Source organism: Stenotrophomonas sp. RS-48 (assembly GCF_030053245.1).
Taxonomy (GTDB): Bacteria; Pseudomonadota; Gammaproteobacteria; order Xanthomonadales; family Xanthomonadaceae; genus Stenotrophomonas; species Stenotrophomonas maltophilia_P.
Genome location: NZ_JASGBV010000020.1, coordinates 35,412 through 55,383 on the forward strand (window position 1 = coordinate 35,412; position 19,972 = coordinate 55,383).

A 19,972-nucleotide genomic window follows, 5' to 3' on the forward strand; every position below is an offset into this window, starting at 1 on the left:
CGGCCACGATAGCAGCGCCCTTGGCTAAACTTGCGTGGATGAACCCGCAACGCAAAGCCCGGCTGGCCTATCGCGCCACCACCCTGTTCACGCGCCTGCCCTGGCCGCTGCTGCGCGGCGTCGCGCAGGCCCTGGCCTGGGCCTGGATCCGTCTCAACGCCCGTGAGAGTCGCGTCACCCGCCGCAACCTGGAGCTGGCCTACCCGGATCTGGACCCCGTTGCGCGCGAGCGCCTGCATCGCGATCTGCTGCGCTCCACCGCCCTGCAGGCCATCGAGACCCTGCGCCTGTGGAGCCGCCCGCCGGCCGAGAACCTGCGCCTGCACCTGAAGCAGCGTCACGGTGAAGCGCTGTATGACGCGGCGCTGGCCAGCGGCAGGGGCGTGATCGTGGCCGCGCCGCACTTCGGTAACTGGGAGCTGCTGAACCAGTGGCTGGCCTCGCGCGGACAGATCGCCATCGTCTACAAGCCGCCGGAGGATGAAGCCAGCGACGCGTTCCTGCAGCTGGTGCGGGGTGGACAGAACGTGCAGCAGGTGCGCGCCGAGGGCCCGGCGGTGCGCCAGTTGTTCAAGGTACTCAAGGACGGCGGCGCCACCGGCATCCTGCCGGACCAGCAGCCGAAGGCCGGTGACGGCGTGTTCGTTCCGTTCTTCGGTGTGCCGGCGCTGACCATGACCCTGGTCAACCGCCTGGCCGAACGCACCGGCGCCATCGTCCTGTATGGCTGGTGCGAGCGCATTGGGCCGGACATGGAATTCGCCCTGCACGTCGAGCCGGCCGACCCCGCAGTGGCCGACCCGGACCCGCAGACTGCGGCCACCGCCCTCAACGCCGGGATCGAACGCATCGCCCGCCGCGATCCGGCGCAGTACCAGTGGACCTACAAGCGCTATACGCTGCGGCCACCGGGCAGCGGCGAGGATGATCCCTACGCGACCGAGGAACACCCGCACTGAGTCCCACCGTGCCGCCCTGCGACCGGCGGCCGCAGCACGTTGAATACGACGCCGGCGCCCCCATAGAGACTGCGATGTCCGCCTCCCCCGGTCCTGCCATGCCTGCTGCCTCCTCCCTGTTCGGCGACCCGGCCGCGATCCGCTGCGAGCGCGCGGTCGCGGAACTGCGCGCCGGTCGCCCGGTCCTGCTTCACGACGGCCAGGGCCAACGCCTGGCCGTGATCGCGCTGGACAGCGCCACCGCCAGCAGCTTTGCCGCCTTTGCCAGCGCAGCGCGCGAGCGTCATTACCTGTTCCTGACGGCGACCCGCGCCCGCGTGCTGGGGGTGGAGGCACCTGACGGTGTGCGCCTGCCGCTGGCCGGTATCGCCTTCGACGCCCTGCCGACGCTGGGCTACCTGCGCGAGCCCGGGCCGATGCCGGCTCACTGGACCGCAGGCGATGCCTTCGATGCCGGCGCGGTTGAACTGGCCCGCCTGGGCCTGCTGCTGCCGGCCATGGTCGCGGTGCGCCTGGATGCGGATGATGCGACCTTCGACGGCGCCGCCGACGTCGCCCTGTGCGACCTGGCCGAAGGTGCGGCGCACGCCGCCCACGACTATGAGCTGGTCGCCCGTTCGCCGGTACCGCTGCGCGATGTCGGCATGACCACCTTCGCGGTGTTCCGCGGCGGCGTTGCACAACGCGACCAGGTGGCGATCATCGTCGGCGACCCGGACCTGTCTGCCGTGGTGCCGGTACGCGTGCACTCCTCGTGCCTGACCGGCGACCTGTTCGGTTCGCTCAAGTGCGACTGCGGGGACCAGCTGCGACGCGGTCTGCGCAAACTGAAGGAGCTGGGCGGCGGCGTGCTGCTGTATCTGGACCAGGAAGGCCGGGGAACGGGCATCGCTGCAAAGATGCGCGCCTATGGCTACCAGCACGACGGGCTGGACACGATCGACGCCGATGCACAACTGGGCTTCGGCGCCGATGAGCGACGCTATGGCAGCGCCGTGGCGATGCTGCGCGGCCTGGGCATCAGCCGCGTGGCCCTGCTCAGCAACAATCCGACCAAGGCACAGCGCCTGCGCAATGCCGGCATCGAAGTGCTGGACTGCATTCCGGTCACTGGCGAGATCACGGCCGAGAACGAACACTACCTGCGCACCAAGGCCGACCGTGCCGGCCATCTGCTCGATGTCGATGCACTGATCCAGGCGGCGCAGTAGCGCGCCCGACCTGCTACCGTCTGCGCGGTGCGGCTGCGGCCGCCCGCCTGCCCTGCCGCCCGACGGAGCCCGTGTGACCGACCAGCCTCTTCCTGCTGTGCCCATCAACGACTGGCAGCCGCTGCCGGCCCGCGCCGCACGCCTGGCCGCGCTGGAAGGCGCATTCGGTGGACTGTTCGTGCCAGGCGCACCGCTGGCAGCCGCGTGGTGGTTCTTCGATCTGCCTGCCGGGCTGTGGGGTGCAGCGTCGGGCCTGCTGGTCGGCGCCCTGTTCGGCGCGTGGCTGGGCCATCGCCGCCTGACCCGCACACGCTGGCGCCTGGACGCACAGGGCCTGGGCCTGCGCAGGGACCTGATGTGGCAGACCGAAACGCAGGTACCGGTCTCGCGCGTGCAGCACCTGGATCTGCGCCGTGGTCCGCTGGAGCGGCGTGCCGGCCTGGCGACGCTGATCGTGCACACCGCAGGCACCCGCCTCAGTGCCGTGACTGTCAGCGGCCTGGATGATGCCGACGCCGAACGCCTGCGCGACACCCTGGCCCACCAGCTCGATCAGGACGCCGACGCCCTGTGAGCCAGCCACCGCCCCTGCCGCCCCCGCTGCCACGCGGCGGCGACGAACAGCGCCTGCACCCCTGGTCATGGCTGTTCGTGCTGCTGATGCAGCTGCGGCACTACTTCCTGCCGCTGGTCGCGCTGCTGGTGTTCGGCCAGCGCGGCGACCGCGACCCGCTGTGGGCGCAGCTGATGCCGCTGCTGGCCATCGCCGCGCTGGTGGTGGTCTCGGTGCTGCAGTACCTGAGCTACCGCTACCGCATCGGCAGTGATGCGATCACCGTGCGCAGCGGGCTGCTTGCGCGCAACCGCCGGGAAATTCCCTTCGCCCGCATCCACAACGTGGAAGTGCGGCAGAACCCGTTGCACCGGCTGTTCGGCGTGGCCGAGCTGCGCCTGGAGTCGGCCGGCGGCGTGCGCCCGGAGGCAGAGATGCGGGTGCTGCGGTTGGACCAGGCACTGGCACTGGAGCAGTTGGTGAAGCAGCGCGGAAAGGCGCCTGGCAACGCACCGGCTGCCACCGCCGACCCGACCGATGAAGTGCTGCTGCGCATGTCCACTGCCGAAGTGATCCGGCTTGGCCTGCTGTCCAACCGCGGCTGGGTGCTGTTCGCCGCCGCCATCGGTGCGCTGCTGCAGGTGATCCCGCGCCGTTCGCTGGACGGCGTGATCTCCAGCGGAGGACGCGAGGCGTTCGGCTACGCCAGCCAGCTGCACGAGGGCCTTGCCGGCCTGCTGATCCTGGCCGCGCTGGTGCTGGTCGCAGGCTGGCTGCTGATGCGCCTGCTGTCGGTGGTGCTGGCCCTGCTGCGCTATGCCGGCTTCACCCTGACCGAGCAGGAACACCGGCTGACGGTCGCGGCAGGCCTGCTCAGCCGCACGCGCAGCAGCGTGGCGCGCCGGCGCATCCAGGCCTGGACCCTGCGCGAAGGCACCCTGCAACGCTGGTTTGGGCGGCGCCAGCTGCAGATCGACAGCGCTGCCGGCGGCCCCACCCGCGAGGAAGATCGGGCGCTGCGCGAACTCGCGCCGCTGGCACCGGCCGCCGACTGCGATCATCTGGTGCAGCGCCTGCTGCCTCAGCTGCAGTGGCCGCCCGCGCACTGGCAGCCGGTGCCGCAGCGCGGCTGGTGGCGGTTGTGCCTGGGCAGCGTACTGCTGGTGCCGTTGCTGGCCGCCGCGATGTACTGGCGCTGGGGAACACCCGGCCTGCTGGTGCTGGGCTGGCTGCCGGTCGCGCTTTGGGTCGCCCATCGGCAGATGGGCCGCATGGGCTGGCATCTGGATGATCGCTACGTCGCGGTGCGCGGCGGATGGTGGAGGCGCTGGTGGCGCTGGGCGGAACTGGACAAGCTGCAGGGCCTGCGCCTGCAGCGCTCACCGCTGGACAGGCTGCTGGGCACGGCCAGCCTGCAGTTGGACACCGCAGGCGCGCATGGTGATGTGGCCCTGGCGCTGCATTACCTGCCGCACGCACAGGCACGGGCGCTGATGGCGCAGCTGGCCGCCGCGCTGCCGCGCCGCAAGCTGCGCTGGTGACCCGTTGCCGCCCTTCCACGCCTGGCGTGGATCTACTGTAGAGCCGAGCCCATGCTCGGCTTGCCACAGCCGAGCGTGGGCGTGGCTCTACATCCCCCGATCACCGCTGTGATGGCCCCCAGTAGCCCAGATCCCTGCGGATCTGCAGGTCACGCATCCAGCTGCCGAAGGGTTTGCGGCGCAGCGCGCCCATCTCGCCGGACAGGAAATCCTCGGTTGCGGCAATCACCCGCTCACTGGAGCGGCCGTCACGGTACGGATGGATCGCGTCGGCATAGCGCACGATCTCCGCCTGCAGGGCGGCATCCGGGTGCAGCGCGCGCTGCAGCATGACGGGCAGCTGCGCCGGCACGTCGAAATCGATCATGTGCGGTTTCGGGACGCGGTTGCGGAAGGTCACCACCGGCTTGTGCTGGACGATGAACTCCGAAACGATCGAAGACGTATCGGACACCAGCACATCAGCGGCGCGCTGTGCGGCCATGACCTGCTCCGGTTCGATGAAGCGGGCATTGGCGCCGGCCAGCGCACGGTAACGCTCGAACAGCTCCGGCGGGCACTTCGGGTGCAGGGTCAGCAGCCAGTAGCGCTCCCCGGCCGCGATGTCGGCGGCGATCTGCGCATGCAGGTGCGGGGCGGCGCTGAGCCGCTCGGTGAAGGTCGAGCCGAACAGGATCACCGGACGACCGCCCGCCGCTGCGCGCAGCGCGGCGCTTTCGCCACCATCGTCGCGGAACAGCGGGTCCAGCTTCGGCCAGCCGGTCTCGGCCACCGCGAAGTGACCCTGCAGGGCGGCGATGTCGCGGAACGGCGCGGTGGTGGCCGGGCCCTGGGTGCAGTACAGGTCGAACATCCCGCGTACCCGGAAATGGCCACGTGCGCTGTCGCGCTTCTCCACGTTGAAGCCATGGAACAGCTGCACCTTGGCACCGGACAGGAACGTCGGCACCCAGTTGGCCGCGCTGTACACCGCGCGCGGGCGCATCGCCAGGGCCTGCTTCAGGCCGATCACGGGCACGCCCGGCAACTGGCTGCCGGCGGCGCCACCTTCGAACCAGGCAGCCACCTCCTGCCCGGACGCGTGCAAGGCCTGCGCCAACGGGGCGAGAATAGGCAGCGCATAGCGCTCCGTCGCAAACAACAGGTACCCGGCCATCATGTCCTCCACGACCGCTCCCATCGAACGGCCTCGCATCTCGGCGTGCATTATCGCGTTCAACGAGGCCGGCCGCATCGGCGACTGCCTGGCCTCGCTGGCCTTCTGCGACGAGATCATCGTGGTGGACTCGTATTCCAGCGACGCCACCGTGGCCATCGCCGAGGCCGCCGGTGCCCGCGTGCTGCAGCGGCCGTTCGATGGCTTCCGCAGCCAGAAGGCGTTCTGCGTCGAGCAGGCAGCACATGACTGGGTGGTGTGCCTGGATGCCGACGAGCGCATCAGCCCGGAACTGCGCGCCTCCATCGAACAGGCCCGCGAGGGGGGATTCAGCGGCCACGCGGGCTACCGCTTCGCCCGCCTTTCAGAGTATTTCGGCCGCTTCCTGCGCCACGGCAACGCCTATCCGGACCGGGTGATGCGCCTGTTCGACCGCCGCCGCGGCGGCTGGCGCGGCACCCGTGAGATCCACGAGGCCGCCAGCGTCGATGGCAGCGTCGGCACCCTGCGCGGCGACCTCATCCACTACCCCTACCGCTCGCTGCAGCAGCAACTGGCCAAGACCGAGAAGTACGCGCGGATGATGGCCGAGCACGAGTTCGCACGCGGCAAGCGCGCCACCCTGGGCAAGCTGGTGCTGGCACCGGCCTGGCGCTTCTGGCGGGGATTCGTTTTCCGCGGCGGTTTCCGCGATGGTTGGCACGGCCTGGTCTATGCCTACGTGCGTGCCAACTACGTGCGGCAGAAGACCATCATGCTGTGGATGCTCGGCAACGGTCAGGCGGTGGCCGACCCGCCGCAGCCCTGATCCGCCGGGCATGGCCCGGCGCTACCGCTCCCGCGCACCTGCATCCGCCGGGCATGGCCGGCGCGACCGCTCCCGTGCACCTGATCCGTCGGACATGGCCCGGCGCTACCGCTCCCGCGCACCTGCATCCGCCGGGCATGGCCCGGCGTTGCCGCTCCCGTGCACCTGCGTGCGCCGGGCATGGCGGTGCAGGGGTAGCGCCGGGCCATGCCCGGCGGCGGGGCGTCAACCCGCGTTGGCCCCGCGGTGGCGGGCACCTTCCAGGATCGACAACCCGGCCAGCAGGCCGACGATGGTGACGTAGAAGCTGGCCGTCATCTGGTGCGCGAACATCGACTGGGTCAGCCCGCACAGCACGTACGTGGTCACGATCATGATCCCGGCCGCGGCAGGCCCGCGGAACGTACTGCGCCCGCTGCGCCGATGCAGGCGCACGAACACCCACAGCGGAACGCCATACACCGCCAGCAGCAGCAGCAGGCCGGGCATGCCCTGGGTGGCGGCCCATTCGGCCACGTCGTTATGAGCATGGCCAAGGTGGCAGCGCTGTTCGTCCGGGTTCTCGCGGCAGACCGGCACACGCTGCATCGCGTCATCGAAGTGGCCGATTCCGACACCGACCAGCGGGTGGTCCAGGAAGGTATCCCAGGCAACCTGCAGACGCTCCACGCGGGCACCGGCGGAAGAGTCGCTGTCGCCCTGCTCCATGCGCTGCATGTCGCTGTGCAGCTCGCTCAGCCGCACCTGGTGACGCAGCTCGGGCACCGACAGCAGCAGGGTGGCGCCAATCGCCAGCATGCCTGCCAGCACCGACAGGCGGGCGGTGCCGGTCCGCCAGCGCAGGCTCAGCGCCAGCACCACCAGCAGAGCCAGCAACGCCGCGAACACGCCACGGCTGCCGGTCAACACGATGGTTCCACAGCCGGCCGCCATGCCGACGATCACCAGCGACCAGCGTCGCGAAGGTCGGCAGAACACCAGCAGCACCATCAGCACCATCACGATGTCGGCCAGCACGATGGCATTGGTGAACAGCTCCGCACGCGGAGCCCCCTGCAGTACCTGCCACAGCGACATCGCGAAGGTGACCAGCAGCCCGGCCAGCGCGCCACGCCAGAGCCAGCGCAGGTCCGGGCGCAACGCGCAGACCCACAGGGCGATCCAGGGGATCACCACGAAGCGCGAGCGGTTGTCGACATCGCGCAGCCCCTGCTCGAACAGCAGCACCGACAGCAGGCCCAGCGCCAGCACCGCGAGCATCAGCCAGGTCAGCACCTTCACCGGCTGCCCGCCCATGTGCCGGGCGCGCCACAGCAGTTCCGGCGCCAGCAGCGTGCTGGCCAGCAGCAACAGTCCATACGGAAGCAGGTTGATCGGCACGGTAAGCACCAGCGCCGGGAGGCAGAACAGACCGATCTGCGCCAGCCAGTGCGCCGCGCGCTGCCGACCGCCGACGGGGGCTCCCGGCAGGTCGCCGGCCGCGGGGTTCAGGTTGTCCGGTGGAGCTGGCACGTCGGAAGTTTCGCTGCGGGTGTGCGGGAAGAACGGGGGCGGCCACAACGGCCGCTCCCAGTGTGCTGTTTTACTGCCTTTGTCGCCTGTTGGGCAGACTGGACAAGCGTGGACACAGGCCGTTATCCCCGTTCCTGCAAACGCCGTTCACGTTCGCGCTCGCGATCGCTGGCCTGGCAGGGCGCGATCACCGCCTCTGCCGGCACCAGCCACCAGCGGCGACGGTTGGCCACGCCCGCCGGTTCGGCCCGGTCGCGGTCCACGCATGGCAGCAGGGCGTCCTCCTGCACCAGCAGCCAGCGCCGCGCCGGCACCAGCCGCTGCCAGCGCGTCGCCGCCTGCAGTTGTTCATCCCAGGGGGTGTTGAAGCCGAACGTGGCCGCCGGTCGATCGGCCATCAGCAGGTTCTGTTCCTTCCAGGCCACCAGGCCCAACTCGGCCTGCGGGCCGATGCGCTCCCCCACATGGCGCATCAGGCCCCGCGCCGAACCCGAATCGTTCAACAGCGGGTAGCCCACCAGGCTGTACAGCACCCACACCGTGGCCAGGGTCGACACCATGGCCAGATGACGCCGGCCACGGCCAGACAGCAACAGGCTGGCCACACCGCAGGCGCCCATCGCCAGCGCCGCCCAGGCCAACGCATCCATCACGCCCGGTGCCAGACCACGTTCGTGCTCCAGCCTCGACTCAAATCCCGGCTCGCCCAGCAATGCCAGTGCGCCTGCCAGCAGCGTGCCGAGCGCCAGGGCCAACGTGAACAGCCCCAGCAGTGCCTGCACGTCGCGACGGCGCAGAAGGCCGGGCAGCAGCGGCGCCAGGGCCAGGCAGAACATCGGCAGCGCAGGGAGAATGTACACATCGCGCTTGCCCTCGGGAATCGAGAAGAACAGCACGATCAGCAACCACCACCCCAGCAGAAGCAGGTAGCGCGCGTCGCGTCGCTGCAGCCGGCGGCGCCAGGCCGGAATCGCCCACGGCAGTGCCAGGAACGCGGGAATCCACATCGACGGCATGATTGCCAGGAAGTACCACCACGGCTGGTGATGGTCCCAGGACTGGGCATAACGCCCTGCGGTCTGCTGGAACAGGATGTCGTCCATGTAGGCGCGGTACTCGTCCAGCCCGGTCGCCAGCGCCGCCAGCACCATCGGCAACAGCCACAGCGCCACCGCCAGCAGGAACGCCAGCGGCGCCAGCCAGAAGCGCAGGTCGCGCGCATGCAGGCGCACACCGTTCCACCGCAGGGCCGAGCCGATCACGGCCGGAACGAGCATCAGCAGGGCGATCACGCCCACGCCCTTGGTGATGACGCCGATCCCGGCGAAGAACCAGCCCAGCCACCACCAGCGCCATGCCGGGCCCAGCAGCAGGTGGCGCAGCAGCCCGTAATTGGCCAGGGTGATGAACAGCACCACCAGCGGATCGATCTGTGCCTTCTTCGCCTGGAAGGTGAACTGCAGTGCGAACAGCAGTGCCCAGCCTGCGTACAGGCCGACGCGTCGCGTCCACAGCCGAGCGCCGAGATCGACCACGCACCACAACGTGCCCAGCGCGGCGATCAGCGAGGGCAGCAGGAACGCCAGCCGCCAATCGCCGATCAGGTGATAGAGCGTGGCCTGCCACCACATCAGCATCGGCGGCTTGTCCGAGTACAGCTCCAGGCCGCGATGCGGGAACAACCAGTGACCGCTGTCCACCATCTGCTTGGCGACGAGCGCGAAGCGCGGCTCATCCGACGGCCAGGGATCGCGCAGGCCGAGTCCAGCCCCCAGCACCAGCAGGGCCATCACCACGAACAACCACGTCTCTCGCGACGCGCGGGTTTTCAGCATGAGGACTTGAACGGCAGCGGATTCACACCGCTTTTAGCAGACGCGCGTAGAAGAATCCGTCAGCATCGCTGTCACCGGGCAGTCGTTGGCGTGCAATGCCTTCGCAATCCAGCCCGAACGCCTCGTCCAACGGCTGCGCCACCGCATCCGGGTGCCACTTCAGGAACGCGCGGATCTGCTCGATGTTCTCCGCACGCAGGATCGAGCACGTGGCATACAGCAGGACGCCACCGGGGCGCAGCATCGACCAGCATGCCTCCAGCAGCCGGGCCTGAACGCCGACCAGCGCATCGATGTCCTCGGCGCGGCGGTGGAACATCACATCCGGCTGGCGGCGGATCACGCCCGTGGCCGAACAGGGCGCATCGAGCAGGATCGCATCGAACGGCGTGCCATCCCACCACGCGCCAGGATCGCTGGCGTCTGCCGCCAGGGTCTGTGCGCCCTCACCGACACCCGTGCGCGCGTACGTGTCACGGGCACGCGCCAGGCGACGGGCGTCGATGTCCAGCGCCAGCAGGCGCAGGCTGGGATCACGCTCCAGCAGGTGCGCCGACTTGCCGCCCGGTGCGGCGCAGGCGTCCAGTACCCGCGCCCCGGCGGCCGGCGCCAGCGCATCGGCCGCGCACTGCGCCGACAGATCCTGCACCGAGAGCGCGCCCTCGGCGAAGCCGGGCAGCTGGTTGACAGCGACCGGCGTCGCCAGCCGCAACGCGTCCGCACTGAGCGGACTCGGCTCGGCGACGATACCGGCCTCGGCCAGCACGGCCAGGACTTTCTCGCGGCCACCGTGCTGGCGGTTGGCGCGCAGCCACAGCGGCGCAGGCTGCAGGCTGGCGCTGAAGATCGCCTCGGCCTGCGCCGGCCAGTCGCGCTCGATGGCCTCGGCCAGCCAGGACGGAAATGCATCGCGGGCCGGCTGTTCCGGGAATCCCTCACGCTGGGCGCGGCGCAGGATGGCATTGACCAGGCCCGCCTGGCGCTCACGGCCCAGCGCACGCGCTGCGTCGACGGTGGCCGACAGGGCCGCGTGCGCCGGCAGTTCCAGTACGTCCAGCTGGGCGAAGCCGACCATCAGCAGCGTGCGCAGGTCTGCATCGCGCGCCGAGAGCGGCTTCTGCATCCACGCCTGCAATGCCGCGTCATAGGTACTGCGACGGCGCAGCACGGCAAAACACAGCGCTTCCAGCAACGCCCGATCACGGCTGTCGGCCAGCTTCGGCAGGGCCCACGCCAGTTCCGCCTTCAGCGAACGGCCACGGGTGAACACCTGGGCCAGCACGCGTGCGGCCAGCATGCGGGTGGCTGCACCCGGCGCCGCCCTGGCGATGGAGAAGTCATTCTGTTTCGTCACCGCTTACGCTCCCACGCGCAGGTCGCGACGGGCGTTGAGGTAATCGGCGGCAGTGATCGCCTTGCCACCTTCGCGCTGCAGCACGCGCAGGCGCAGCGCGCCCTGGCCGCAGGCAATGTCGATGCCTTCGCGGCCGGCAGCAAGTACCGATCCCGGTGCCTGGCCGTGCTCCATCGCCTGCGCCACGGCGCCATGGATGCGCACGCGCTCGCCGGCCAGCGTTGCTTCGGCGACAGGCCACGGGTTGAACGCGCGTACGGTCCGCGCCAGCAGCGCTGCATCCTGCGTCCAGTCCAGCTTCGCCTCGGCCTTGTCCAGCTTGTGTGCGTAGGTCACGCCCTGCTCCGGCTGCGGCCGCGCGATCGGCTTGATGCCGGCGCGCAGCAGTCCCAGGCCATCGGACAACACCTGCGCACCCAGCTCGGCCAGCTTGTCGTGCAGCTGGCCACCGGTATCGGTGGCCGCGATCGGCAGCGCCTGGTGCAGCAGCACCGGGCCGGTATCCAGTCCGGCTTCCATCTGCATCAGGCACACGCCCGTGGTCTCGTCACCGGCCTGGATCGCGCGCTGGATCGGCGCCGCACCGCGCCAGCGCGGCAGCAGCGAAGCGTGCACGTTCCAGCACCCGTAGGTCGGGATGGCCAGCACGGCCTTGGGCAGGATCAGGCCGTAAGCCACCACCACCATCAGGTCCGGCTTCAGGTCACGCAGCTGCTGCTGGGCCGCTTCGTCCTTCAGCGATTCGGGCTGGTACACCGGAATGCCGCGGGCCACCGCCTCGAGCTTCACCGGCGAGGGGGCCAGGCCGCGACCACGGCCTGACGGACGGTCAGGCTGGGTGTAGACGGCCACGACCTCGTGGTGGCGCGCCGCTGCGCGCAGCGATGACACCGCGAATTCCGGCGTACCGGCAAAGACAATCCTCATGGCTACCCCACTTGCAGGATGGATTCGTGCAGGAAAGAAAACGGCGCCGTCGGCCGGCGCCGTACAGCCCACGCGCTGCGCGCGGGCACGGGCCACCCCTGCGGGCGGCCCGGAGCGGCGATCACGCCACGTGCTTGCGCTGCTTGGCCAGCTTCTTGCGGACCATCTCGCGCTTGAGCGGCGACAGGTAATCGATGAACAGCTTGCCGTCCAGGTGATCCATCTCGTGCTGGATGCAGGTGGCCAGCACTTCGCCAGCCTCCATCTGCTGTTCCTGGCCATTGCGGTCAAGGAACTTCACGGTGATGGTGTCGGCACGGGTCACGTCGGCGAAGATGCCCGGCACCGACAGGCACCCTTCCTGGTACACCCGGCCCCCGTCCTTGGCGACGATCTCCGGGTTGATGAACACCAGCGGCTGGTTCTTCTCTTCGCTGACATCGATGACCATGAAGCGCTTGTGCACGTCCACCTGGGTAGCGGCCAGGCCGATGCCCGGCGCGTCGTACATGGTCTGGAACATGTTGTCGACCAGTTCCTGGAAGGCCGGCGTGGTCACTTCGGCGGCGTCGATCAACGCGGCCTTGGTACGCAGGCGCGGATCGGGGAACTCAAGAATCGGGAGGAGGGCCATGGCAGTTTCCGGATAGGGGGCCGGCACGCCGGCATACGTCGCAGATTCTAGCTGCAACGCTTGCCTTGCGCCCCGGTTTCTGGACTATAGTGCGCGGACCTGTTGGGGAATCAGGGCTTCACACCTATGTTGCTTCGTTTTCGTACGGTCGTCGCCGCGGCGATGCTGACCGTGGCTGCCTATGCTACCGCCGTGGAAGTGAATGGCGGGCACCCGGATACCTATGTGGTCCGAAAAGGGGACACGCTGTGGGATATCGCCGCGCGTTTCCTGCAGAAGCCCTGGCTGTGGCCGGAGATCTGGCAGGCCAACCCGCAGATCGCCAATCCGCACCTGATCTATCCGGGTGACGTGCTGAGCCTGGCCTACCTGGACCGTGTGACGGCCCAGCCCGGGCCCCGCCAGGAGGCCCCGATCGATGCCATTCCGCTGGCCCAGGTCGAGCCGTTCCTGAAGCAGCTGAGCGTGGTCGACCGCATCGACCACCTGCCCTACGTGGCGGGCCTGGAAGAAGACCGCCTGCGCGCCAGCAGTGGCGAAGCCGTGTACGTGCGCCTGGCCGATGCCCAGGTCGGGCAGCGCTGGGCCGTGGTCCGCCCGACCGTGCGCTATGGCGTGCCCAAGCCCACCGAGGACCTGACCGCCAATGGCGAGGTCACCCCCGGCAGCGGCAACCTGTGGCGGGCCTACAACGCGCCGACGCGACGTGCGCACCAGATGCTGGGCTACGAGCTGATGCAGGTCGGCACGGGCACCATCACCCAGGTTGCCGGCGGCAAGGTCGAGGCGTCCACCCTGGTGCTGGACAAGAACAGCGGCGGGCGTGAAGTCCGCGCCGGCGACCGGCTGGTGCCGGTCGAGGCAAGGCCCTACGACCTGCAGTTCGTCCCGCATGTGCCGGCGGCGGGCGTCGAGGGCGTGGACGTGCGCGTGCTCGCGGTGACCGACATGTTCAGCGTTGGCGGGCCACGCGATGTGATCGCCATTTCGGCGGGCCGCGCGCAGGGCGTGGACAACGGCACCGTGTTCTCGCTGTGGCGGCCGGGCCGCCACGTCGCGCACCGGATGAAGTACCCGGGGTCCTCGCGCATGGATGATTCGCTCAGTACCGGCGCCGGCCGGGTCTCGCTGCCCGACGAGTACGCCGCGCATGCGATGGTGTTCCGCACCTTCGACAACGTCAGCTATGCGCTGGTGATGCAGGGCGTGAAGCCTGTACGAGTGGGCTACAGCGCGCTGCATCCGGACACGAAGTAGGGTTGCCGGGAACATCCCTGACAGCCGCACGCGAAGGCGCCCTAGGGCGCCTTTGTTGTCTGCGGTCGATAGTGGGGGGATGACCAAGCAGGCAGATGAGGCGCTGGTGCGCCTGGTGATGGCGGGAGGCGCGCTGGCGCCGCGGCGGGCACTGCTGCAGGGCGCGGGCAGCGCCGAAGCGGCCCTTGCGCTGGGCGTGGCCGGCTGGCGCGCCCATGGCTGCACCCCGGAGCAGTGCGCGGCACTGGAACGCCCCGATGCGCAGCGGTCGAAAGCCGCCCTGCACTGGCTTCAGGACGACCACCATCACCTGCTGGCCGTTACCGACCCGGCCTTCCCGCCCCTGCTGCCGGAGGTCCCCAACCCGCCGCTGGCGCTGTTCGTGGCCGGCGACCCCGGCCTGGCCTGGCGCCCGGCGGTGGCGGTGGTTGGCAGCCGCTCACCCACACCGGCCGGTCGGGCACTGGCGGCGCGTTTTGCCGGCAGCTTCGCCGAAGCCGGACTGGCGGTCGCCAGTGGGCTGGCGGCCGGTATCGATGCGGCCGCCCACCTTGCGGTGCTGGACGCCGGCGGCAGTACCGTTGCCGTCATCGGAACGGGCCCCGACCGTGCCTATCCGGACCACCATGCGCCACTGCAGGCCCGGATCGGCGCCGAGGGTGCCGTGCTCAGCGAGTACCTGCCCGGTACGGCTGCCCGTCCCGGCCACTTTCCGGCGCGCAACCGGCTGGTGGCCGGGCTGGCCCTGGCCACCGTGGTGATCGAGGCGGCGCACCGGTCCGGCGCCCTGATCACGGCGCGCCTGGCCGCCGAGGCCGGTCGCGAGGTATGCGCCGTGCCCGGCTCGGTGCTCAATCCGCGGGCAGCCGGCTGCCATCGCCTGATCCGCGAGGGAGCCGCCCTGGTGGAACGGCCCGAGGACGTGCTGGAGCTGCTGGCCCCGGCCCTGCGCCAGCAGCTGCCGGCCTTGCAATCGCGGCTGGCCACCCCCACTGAACAGGCAGTGCCAGCGGACCTGCCGGCACGCTGGGTCGGCGACCCTGACTACCAGCGGTTGTGGCAGGCCCTGGACCTTGACCCAATCAGTATGGATTCACTGATCACGCGCTGTGGATTGACGGCGCCGCAGGTGTCCTCCATGCTGCTGGCCATGGAACTTGCGGGAATCGTGGTCTGCGTACACGGCCGCTACTGTCGAACTCCCTAGTTTCTTCACCTCCACAGCGTCGCGCGACGCAGGCCGAGGGGCAATGAAAGAGAGCATCCTGGATGTACTGCTGTACCTGTTTGAACACTATTTCAGCGAAGATGCGGACCTGATCCGTGACCGCGATTCGCTCCAGAACGGCCTGATCCAGGCCGGATTCAGCCCTACCGAGATCAACAAGGCATTCGACTGGCTCGATGCCCTGGCGGCACAGCGTCCGAGTGTGGCCCAGGCGCGGGTCGATGGCCCGGTGCGCATCTATCACGGGCCCGAGCTGGACAAGCTGGACGTGGAATGCCGCGGTTTCCTGCTGTACCTGGAGCAGCACGGCATCCTCGATGCCGACCAGCGCGAGCTGGTGCTGGACCGGGCGATGGCGTTGGACCAGGACGAACTGGACCTGGACGATCTGAAATGGGTCGTGCTGATGGTGCTGTTCAACCAGCCCGGCGCCGAGGCGGCTTACGCCTGGATGGAAACGCAGATGTTCATGGACGAGCCAGAACCCCTGCACTGACCGTACACTTGGGGCATAGCGCATTCAGGAGCGTGCCCCGTGAGCGAGTGGTTCCATGCAGAAGGCAACCGGCAGCAAGGCCCGCTGCCGGCAGAACAGCTGGTCGAGCTGTTCCGCAACAATCAGATCAGCCTGGACACCCTGGTGTGGCGCGATGGGCTGCCGCAATGGCAGCCATTGCGCAGCGTGGTGGATGAGCTCGGCCTGATCGTACCGGCCGTCGATGCCGCCCGCGACGAACCCGGGCTGCAGCCCCCTGCCCCGCAGCCTCCGGTACTGCCGGCGGCAACCCCCTATGCCCACAGTGCGCCCGCGGCCGCGTTGCCGCCACCGAAGAAGGGCCTGTCCGGCTGCGCCCTGACCGCCATCATCGGCGGGGCACTGCTGCTGGTGGTGGTACCCATCGTGGCGATCCTGGCGGCCATCGCGCTGCCTGCCTACAACGACTACACCCTGCGCTCCAAGGTCGCCACGTCGCTGACCGCACTGCAACCGCTGAAGGACCAGGTGCAGCATTTCGCCGACGAGGAAGGACGCTGCCCGGGGGCCAACGATGCCGGTTTCCCGGCGCCGGGGGACTTCTCCGCCGCAGGCCTGTCAGCGGTCCACATCGGCCGCTTCAACAACGGTCATTGCGGTATCGAAGCCACGCTGGCCGCGCCCGGCAAGACCATCGATGGCGATCTGCTGTGGCTGGAATACGACCGCGACAGCGGCCGCTGGGAATGCAGCGGCGAAAGCAACGACAAGTATCTGCCGCAGCAGTGCCGCGGCTGAGCCATCGGCACTACACCCCAAGCAAGGACGACCCAGGAGGGACACACAATGACTGAGTGGTATTTCGCCGAAGGACAGCAACGCCAGGGACCGCTGCCGGTCGAGGACATCCGCCAGCGCTTCCAGCGCGGCCAGCTGACACTGGATACGCTGGTCTGGCGTGAGGGCATGGCGCAATGGGCCGCGCTGCGGCAGGTGGTCGACGAGCTCGGCCTGCAGACCCTGGCCAGCGCCACCACGGCCGCTGACAGTGGCGGCTTCGACCTGCGCAGCGACTACCAGGCCATCGACAACGGCACGGCGCCGCTGCCCGGCACCGGCGCGCTCAGCAGTTCGCCCTACAGCGCGCCGGGCACCGCGGCCATGGCCGGCCACGCGCAGCCGGTGATGGGCGGCGAAGTGGTCTATGCCGGCTTCTGGAAGCGCGTGGCTGCCTATGTGATCGACTACTTCGTGCTGCTCATCCCCGGCACGATCATCGGCGTCATTTCCGCCCTGGCACTGGGTGCGGGCATGGGGGCCGCCGGCAGCGGCGAGTCGGCCATCGAGATCATGGGCCAGCTGGTCAGCGGCCTGCTCAACCTGGTGATCTCCATGGTGTACTACACCTGGTTCCACGCCTCGCGCGGCGGTGCCACCCTGGGCAAGATGGCCGTCGGCATCAAGGTCGTGCGCAGCAACGGTGACCGGCTGACCGTGGGACGTGCCTTCGGACGCTACTGGGCCGCCGTGCTGAGCGGCCTGATCCTGTGCATCGGCTACCTGATGGCCGCGTTCACCGAGCGCAAGCAGGGCCTGCACGACATGATGTGCGACACCCTGGTGGTGGACCGCTGGGCCTTCACCGACCAGCCGCAGCTGCAACGCCGCGAGCTGGGCGTGGTCACCATCGCCGTCCTGGTCATCACCGCCCTGCTGGCCCTGGCCGGCCTGGTCCTGATGGTGGCGGCCATCGGATTCATCGCCAAGATGGCCTCCTGACCGGCCATCCTCACGCCTGGGCGCTTGACATGGAGCGTCCGGGCGTGATTCCTCTAATAAGGAAACCTGAACGCCCGGCACCCAACCGGGCGTTCAGTTTATGGATTTGCCCGTGGCCGCTTCACTAATGCGGCCGTTTGCTCCACCCTAGCGGCCCCTCCCCTGCGGCTCGCCCCACAGACACTGCTGCCATGCCCAAGCACCTGCTCATCGTCGAATCGCCGGCCAAGGCCAAGACGATCAACAAATACCTCGGCAAGGACTACACCGTCCTGGCCTCGTATGGGCACGTGCGCGATCTGATCCCGAAGGAAGGCGCGGTCGATCCGGACAACGGGTTCGCCATGCACTACGACGTGATCGACAAGAACGAAAAGCACGTCGATGCGATCGCCAAGGCGGCCAAGGGCGCCGATGACATCCTGCTGGCGACCGACCCGGACCGCGAAGGCGAGGCGATCAGCTGGCACATCGCCGAGATCCTGAAGGAGCGCGGGCTGGTCAAGGACAAGCCGATGCAGCGCGTGGTCTTCACCGAGATCACCCCGCGCGCCATCAAGGAAGCGATCAACCAGCCGCGGGCCATCGCCAGCGATCTGGTGGACGCCCAGCAGGCACGCCGTGCGCTGGATTACCTGGTCGGTTTCAACCTGTCGCCGGTGCTGTGGCGCAAGGTCCAGCGCGGCCTGTCCGCCGGCCGCGTGCAGAGCCCGGCACTGCGCATGATCGTCGAGCGCGAGGAAGAGATCGAAGCCTTCATCGCGCGCGAATACTGGTCCATCGCCGCCGAATGCGCGCACCCGTCGCAGCACTTCAATGCCAAGCTGGTGAAGCTGGACGGACAGAAGTTCGAACAGTTCACCATCACCGACGGCGATACCGCCGAGGCCGCCCGCCTGCGCATCCAGCAGGCGGCGCAGGGCTCGCTGCACGTCACCGACGTGGCCAGCAAGGAGCGCAAGCGCCGCCCGGCGCCGCCGTTCACCACCTCCACCCTGCAGCAGGAAGCCTCGCGCAAGCTCGGCTTCACCACCCGCAAGACCATGCAGGTGGCGCAGAAGCTGTACGAAGGCGTGGCGATCGGCGATGAAGGCACGGTCGGCCTGATCTCCTACATGCGTACCGACTCGGTCAACCTGTCGCAGGATGCGCTGGCGGAAATCCGCGACGTGATCGCCCGCGATTACGGCATCGGTTCGCTGCCGGACCAGCCCAACACCTACCAGACCAAGTCCAAGAACGCCCAGGAAGCGCACGAAGCGGTGCGACCGACCTCGGCGCTGCGCACGCCGGCGCAGGTGTCGCGGTTCCTGACCGACGACGAGCGCAGGCTGTACGAACTGATCTGGAAGCGCGCGGTAGCGTGCCAGATGATTCCGGCCACGCTCAACACCGTCAGCGTCGACCTGTCGGCCGGCAGCGAACACGTCTTCCGTGCCAGTGGCACCACCGTGGTCGTGCCCGGCTTCCTGGCCGTGTACGAGGAAGGCAAGGACAGCAAGAGCGCCGAAGACGAGGACGAAGGCCGCAAGCTGCCGGCGATGAAGCCCGGCGACCGCGTGCCGCTGGAACGCATCCTGGCCGAGCAGCACTTCACCCAGCCGCCGCCCCGCTTCACCGAGGCGGCACTGGTCAAAGCGCTGGAAGAGTACGGGATCGGTCGTCCCTCGACCTACGCCTCGATCATCCAGACCCTGCTGTTCCGCAAGTACGTGGAGATGGAAGGTCGCAGCTTCCGTCCGTCCGACGTCGGTCGTGCAGTGTCCAAGTTCCTGTCCAGCCACTTCACCCAGTACGTGGACTACGACTTCACCGCCAGGCTTGAAGACGAGCTGGACGCCGTCTCGCGCGGCGAGGAAGAGTGGATCCCGCTGATGTCACGCTTCTGGGAGCCGTTCAAGGAGCTGGTCGAGGACAAGAAGGAATCGGTTGATCGTGCCGAAGCCAGTGGTGCGCGCGAGCTTGGCACCGACCCGAAGACCGGCAAGCCGGTCAGCGTGCGCCTGGGTCGCTTCGGGCCGTACGCCGCCATCGGCAGCACCGCCGAAGATGCCGAGGAGAAGCCGAAGTTCGCTTCGCTGCGCCCGGGCCAGTCGATGCACACCATCACCCTGGAAGACGCGCTGGAGCTGTTCCTGATGCCGCGCGCGCTGGGTGAGGACAAGGGCGAACCGGTCAGCGTCGGCATTGGTCGCTTCGGCCCGTTCGCCAAGCGTGGCAGCACCTATGCCTCGCTGAAGAAGGAAGACGACCCGTACACCATCGACCTGGCCCGCGCCGTCTTCCTGATCGAAGAGAAGGAAGAGATCGCGCGCAACCGGATCATCAAGGAATTCGAAGGCAGCGACATCCAGGTGCTGAATGGCCGCTTCGGCCCGTACATCAGCGACGGCAGGATGAACGGCAAGATTCCCAAGGACCGCGAGCCCGCCTCGCTGACGCTGGCCGAAGTGCAGCAGCTGATGGAAGAAACCGGCAAGCCGGTGCGCAAGGGCTTCGGCGCGAAAAAAGCCGCTGCCAAGAAGGCACCGGCGAAGAAGGCGGCGGTGAAGAAGGAAGCCGCGCCGAAGAAGGCAGTGGCCAAGAAGGCACCGGCCAAGAAGGCGGCCGCGAAAAAGGCGCCGGCAAAGAAGGTCGTCGCCAAGAAGGCACCGGCGAAGAAAGCGGCCAAGAAGGTCGTCAAGAAGGCCTGATGTGGGACAGCGCCCGGCCATGGGCCGGGCGCAGGCAGTGCAGTACCCGG

Annotated in this window: 17 protein-coding genes; 11 read left to right on the top strand and 6 right to left on the bottom strand. The window is 68.9% G+C overall.

All coding sequences use genetic code 11. The features are described 5' to 3' along the window. The first annotated feature begins 38 nt into the window (after positions 1–38). The 4 genes from QMZ25_RS04745 (at position 39) to QMZ25_RS04760 (ending at position 4,264) form a co-directional block, all read left to right on the top strand. Entirely contained in the window at positions 39–959 is a 921-nt protein-coding gene (locus QMZ25_RS04745) for a lauroyl acyltransferase (protein ID WP_065174456.1), read from the top strand. Between the two features lie 74 nt (positions 960–1,033). Next, on the top strand, positions 1,034–2,170 hold the full coding sequence (gene ribA, locus QMZ25_RS04750) for a GTP cyclohydrolase II RibA (RefSeq protein ID WP_074899932.1): 1,137 nt from the start codon (positions 1,034–1,036) through the stop codon (positions 2,168–2,170). Positions 2,171–2,243: 73 nt separating this feature from the next. After that, positions 2,244–2,744, top strand: a complete 501-nt coding sequence (locus QMZ25_RS04755; protein WP_053517123.1) for a PH domain-containing protein — start codon at positions 2,244–2,246, stop codon at positions 2,742–2,744. Then, positions 2,741–4,264, top strand: a complete 1,524-nt coding sequence (locus QMZ25_RS04760; RefSeq protein ID WP_277381113.1) for a PH domain-containing protein — start codon at positions 2,741–2,743, stop codon at positions 4,262–4,264. The genes QMZ25_RS04755 and QMZ25_RS04760 overlap by 4 nt, the downstream gene beginning before the upstream one ends. A 100-nt stretch (positions 4,265–4,364) precedes the next feature. Here QMZ25_RS04760 and QMZ25_RS04765 read toward each other — a convergent pair whose 3' ends face one another. After that, on the bottom strand, positions 4,365–5,423 hold the full coding sequence (locus QMZ25_RS04765; protein WP_065181628.1) for a CDP-glycerol glycerophosphotransferase family protein: 1,059 nt from the start codon (positions 5,421–5,423) through the stop codon (positions 4,365–4,367). Between QMZ25_RS04765 and QMZ25_RS04770 the strand changes: the two genes are divergently transcribed. Further along, complete coding sequence (locus QMZ25_RS04770; protein ID WP_128987737.1) at positions 5,422–6,228, top strand: glycosyltransferase family 2 protein; 807 nt, start codon at positions 5,422–5,424, stop codon at positions 6,226–6,228. The genes QMZ25_RS04765 and QMZ25_RS04770 overlap by 2 nt on opposite strands. 225 nt (positions 6,229–6,453) lie before the next feature. On the opposite strand, the gene QMZ25_RS04775 is transcribed toward QMZ25_RS04770, so the two are convergent. From QMZ25_RS04775 to def, 5 genes are all read right to left on the bottom strand, one after another. Next, positions 6,454–7,719: an O-antigen ligase gene (locus QMZ25_RS04775; protein WP_283219222.1), complete on the bottom strand. Its 1,266-nt coding sequence runs from the start codon at positions 7,717–7,719 to the stop codon at positions 6,454–6,456. 143 nt (positions 7,720–7,862) lie between these two features. Further along, a complete protein-coding gene (locus QMZ25_RS04780) occupies positions 7,863–9,575 on the bottom strand; it encodes a glycosyltransferase family 39 protein (RefSeq protein WP_283219202.1) in 1,713 nt (570 codons plus the stop codon). 22 nt (positions 9,576–9,597) lie between these two features. Next, entirely contained in the window at positions 9,598–10,929 is a 1,332-nt protein-coding gene (rsmB, locus tag QMZ25_RS04785; protein WP_053517118.1) for a 16S rRNA (cytosine(967)-C(5))-methyltransferase RsmB, read from the bottom strand. Between the two features lie 3 nt (positions 10,930–10,932). Beyond that, positions 10,933–11,856: a methionyl-tRNA formyltransferase gene (fmt, locus tag QMZ25_RS04790; protein WP_283219203.1), complete on the bottom strand. Its 924-nt coding sequence runs from the start codon at positions 11,854–11,856 to the stop codon at positions 10,933–10,935. A gap of 121 nt (positions 11,857–11,977) precedes the next feature. Then, entirely contained in the window at positions 11,978–12,490 is a 513-nt protein-coding gene (gene def, locus QMZ25_RS04795) for a peptide deformylase (RefSeq protein ID WP_053517114.1), read from the bottom strand. 126 nt (positions 12,491–12,616) lie between these two features. Here def and QMZ25_RS04800 point away from each other — a divergent pair, with 126 nt between their 5' ends. From QMZ25_RS04800 to QMZ25_RS04825, 6 genes are all read left to right on the top strand, one after another. Then, complete coding sequence (locus QMZ25_RS04800; protein WP_053517112.1) at positions 12,617–13,747, top strand: LysM peptidoglycan-binding domain-containing protein; 1,131 nt, start codon at positions 12,617–12,619, stop codon at positions 13,745–13,747. Between the two features lie 79 nt (positions 13,748–13,826). Then, positions 13,827–14,954, top strand: a complete 1,128-nt coding sequence (gene dprA / locus QMZ25_RS04805) for a DNA-processing protein DprA (protein ID WP_164151334.1) — start codon at positions 13,827–13,829, stop codon at positions 14,952–14,954. Positions 14,955–14,997: 43 nt separating this feature from the next. After that, positions 14,998–15,471, top strand: coding sequence for a DUF494 family protein (locus QMZ25_RS04810; RefSeq protein WP_053517108.1), 474 nt, complete (start codon positions 14,998–15,000; stop codon positions 15,469–15,471). Positions 15,472–15,510: 39 nt separating this feature from the next. Continuing rightward, complete coding sequence (locus QMZ25_RS04815) at positions 15,511–16,248, top strand: pilin (protein WP_279941959.1); 738 nt, start codon at positions 15,511–15,513, stop codon at positions 16,246–16,248. A gap of 48 nt (positions 16,249–16,296) precedes the next feature. Beyond that, positions 16,297–17,229 (top strand): RDD family protein, encoded by a 933-nt coding sequence (locus tag QMZ25_RS04820; RefSeq protein WP_053517104.1) that lies wholly within the window; start codon positions 16,297–16,299, stop codon positions 17,227–17,229. A gap of 191 nt (positions 17,230–17,420) precedes the next feature. Beyond that, positions 17,421–19,922, top strand: a complete 2,502-nt coding sequence (locus tag QMZ25_RS04825; protein ID WP_283219204.1) for a DNA topoisomerase I — start codon at positions 17,421–17,423, stop codon at positions 19,920–19,922. Positions 19,923–19,972: the final 50 nt, after the last annotated feature.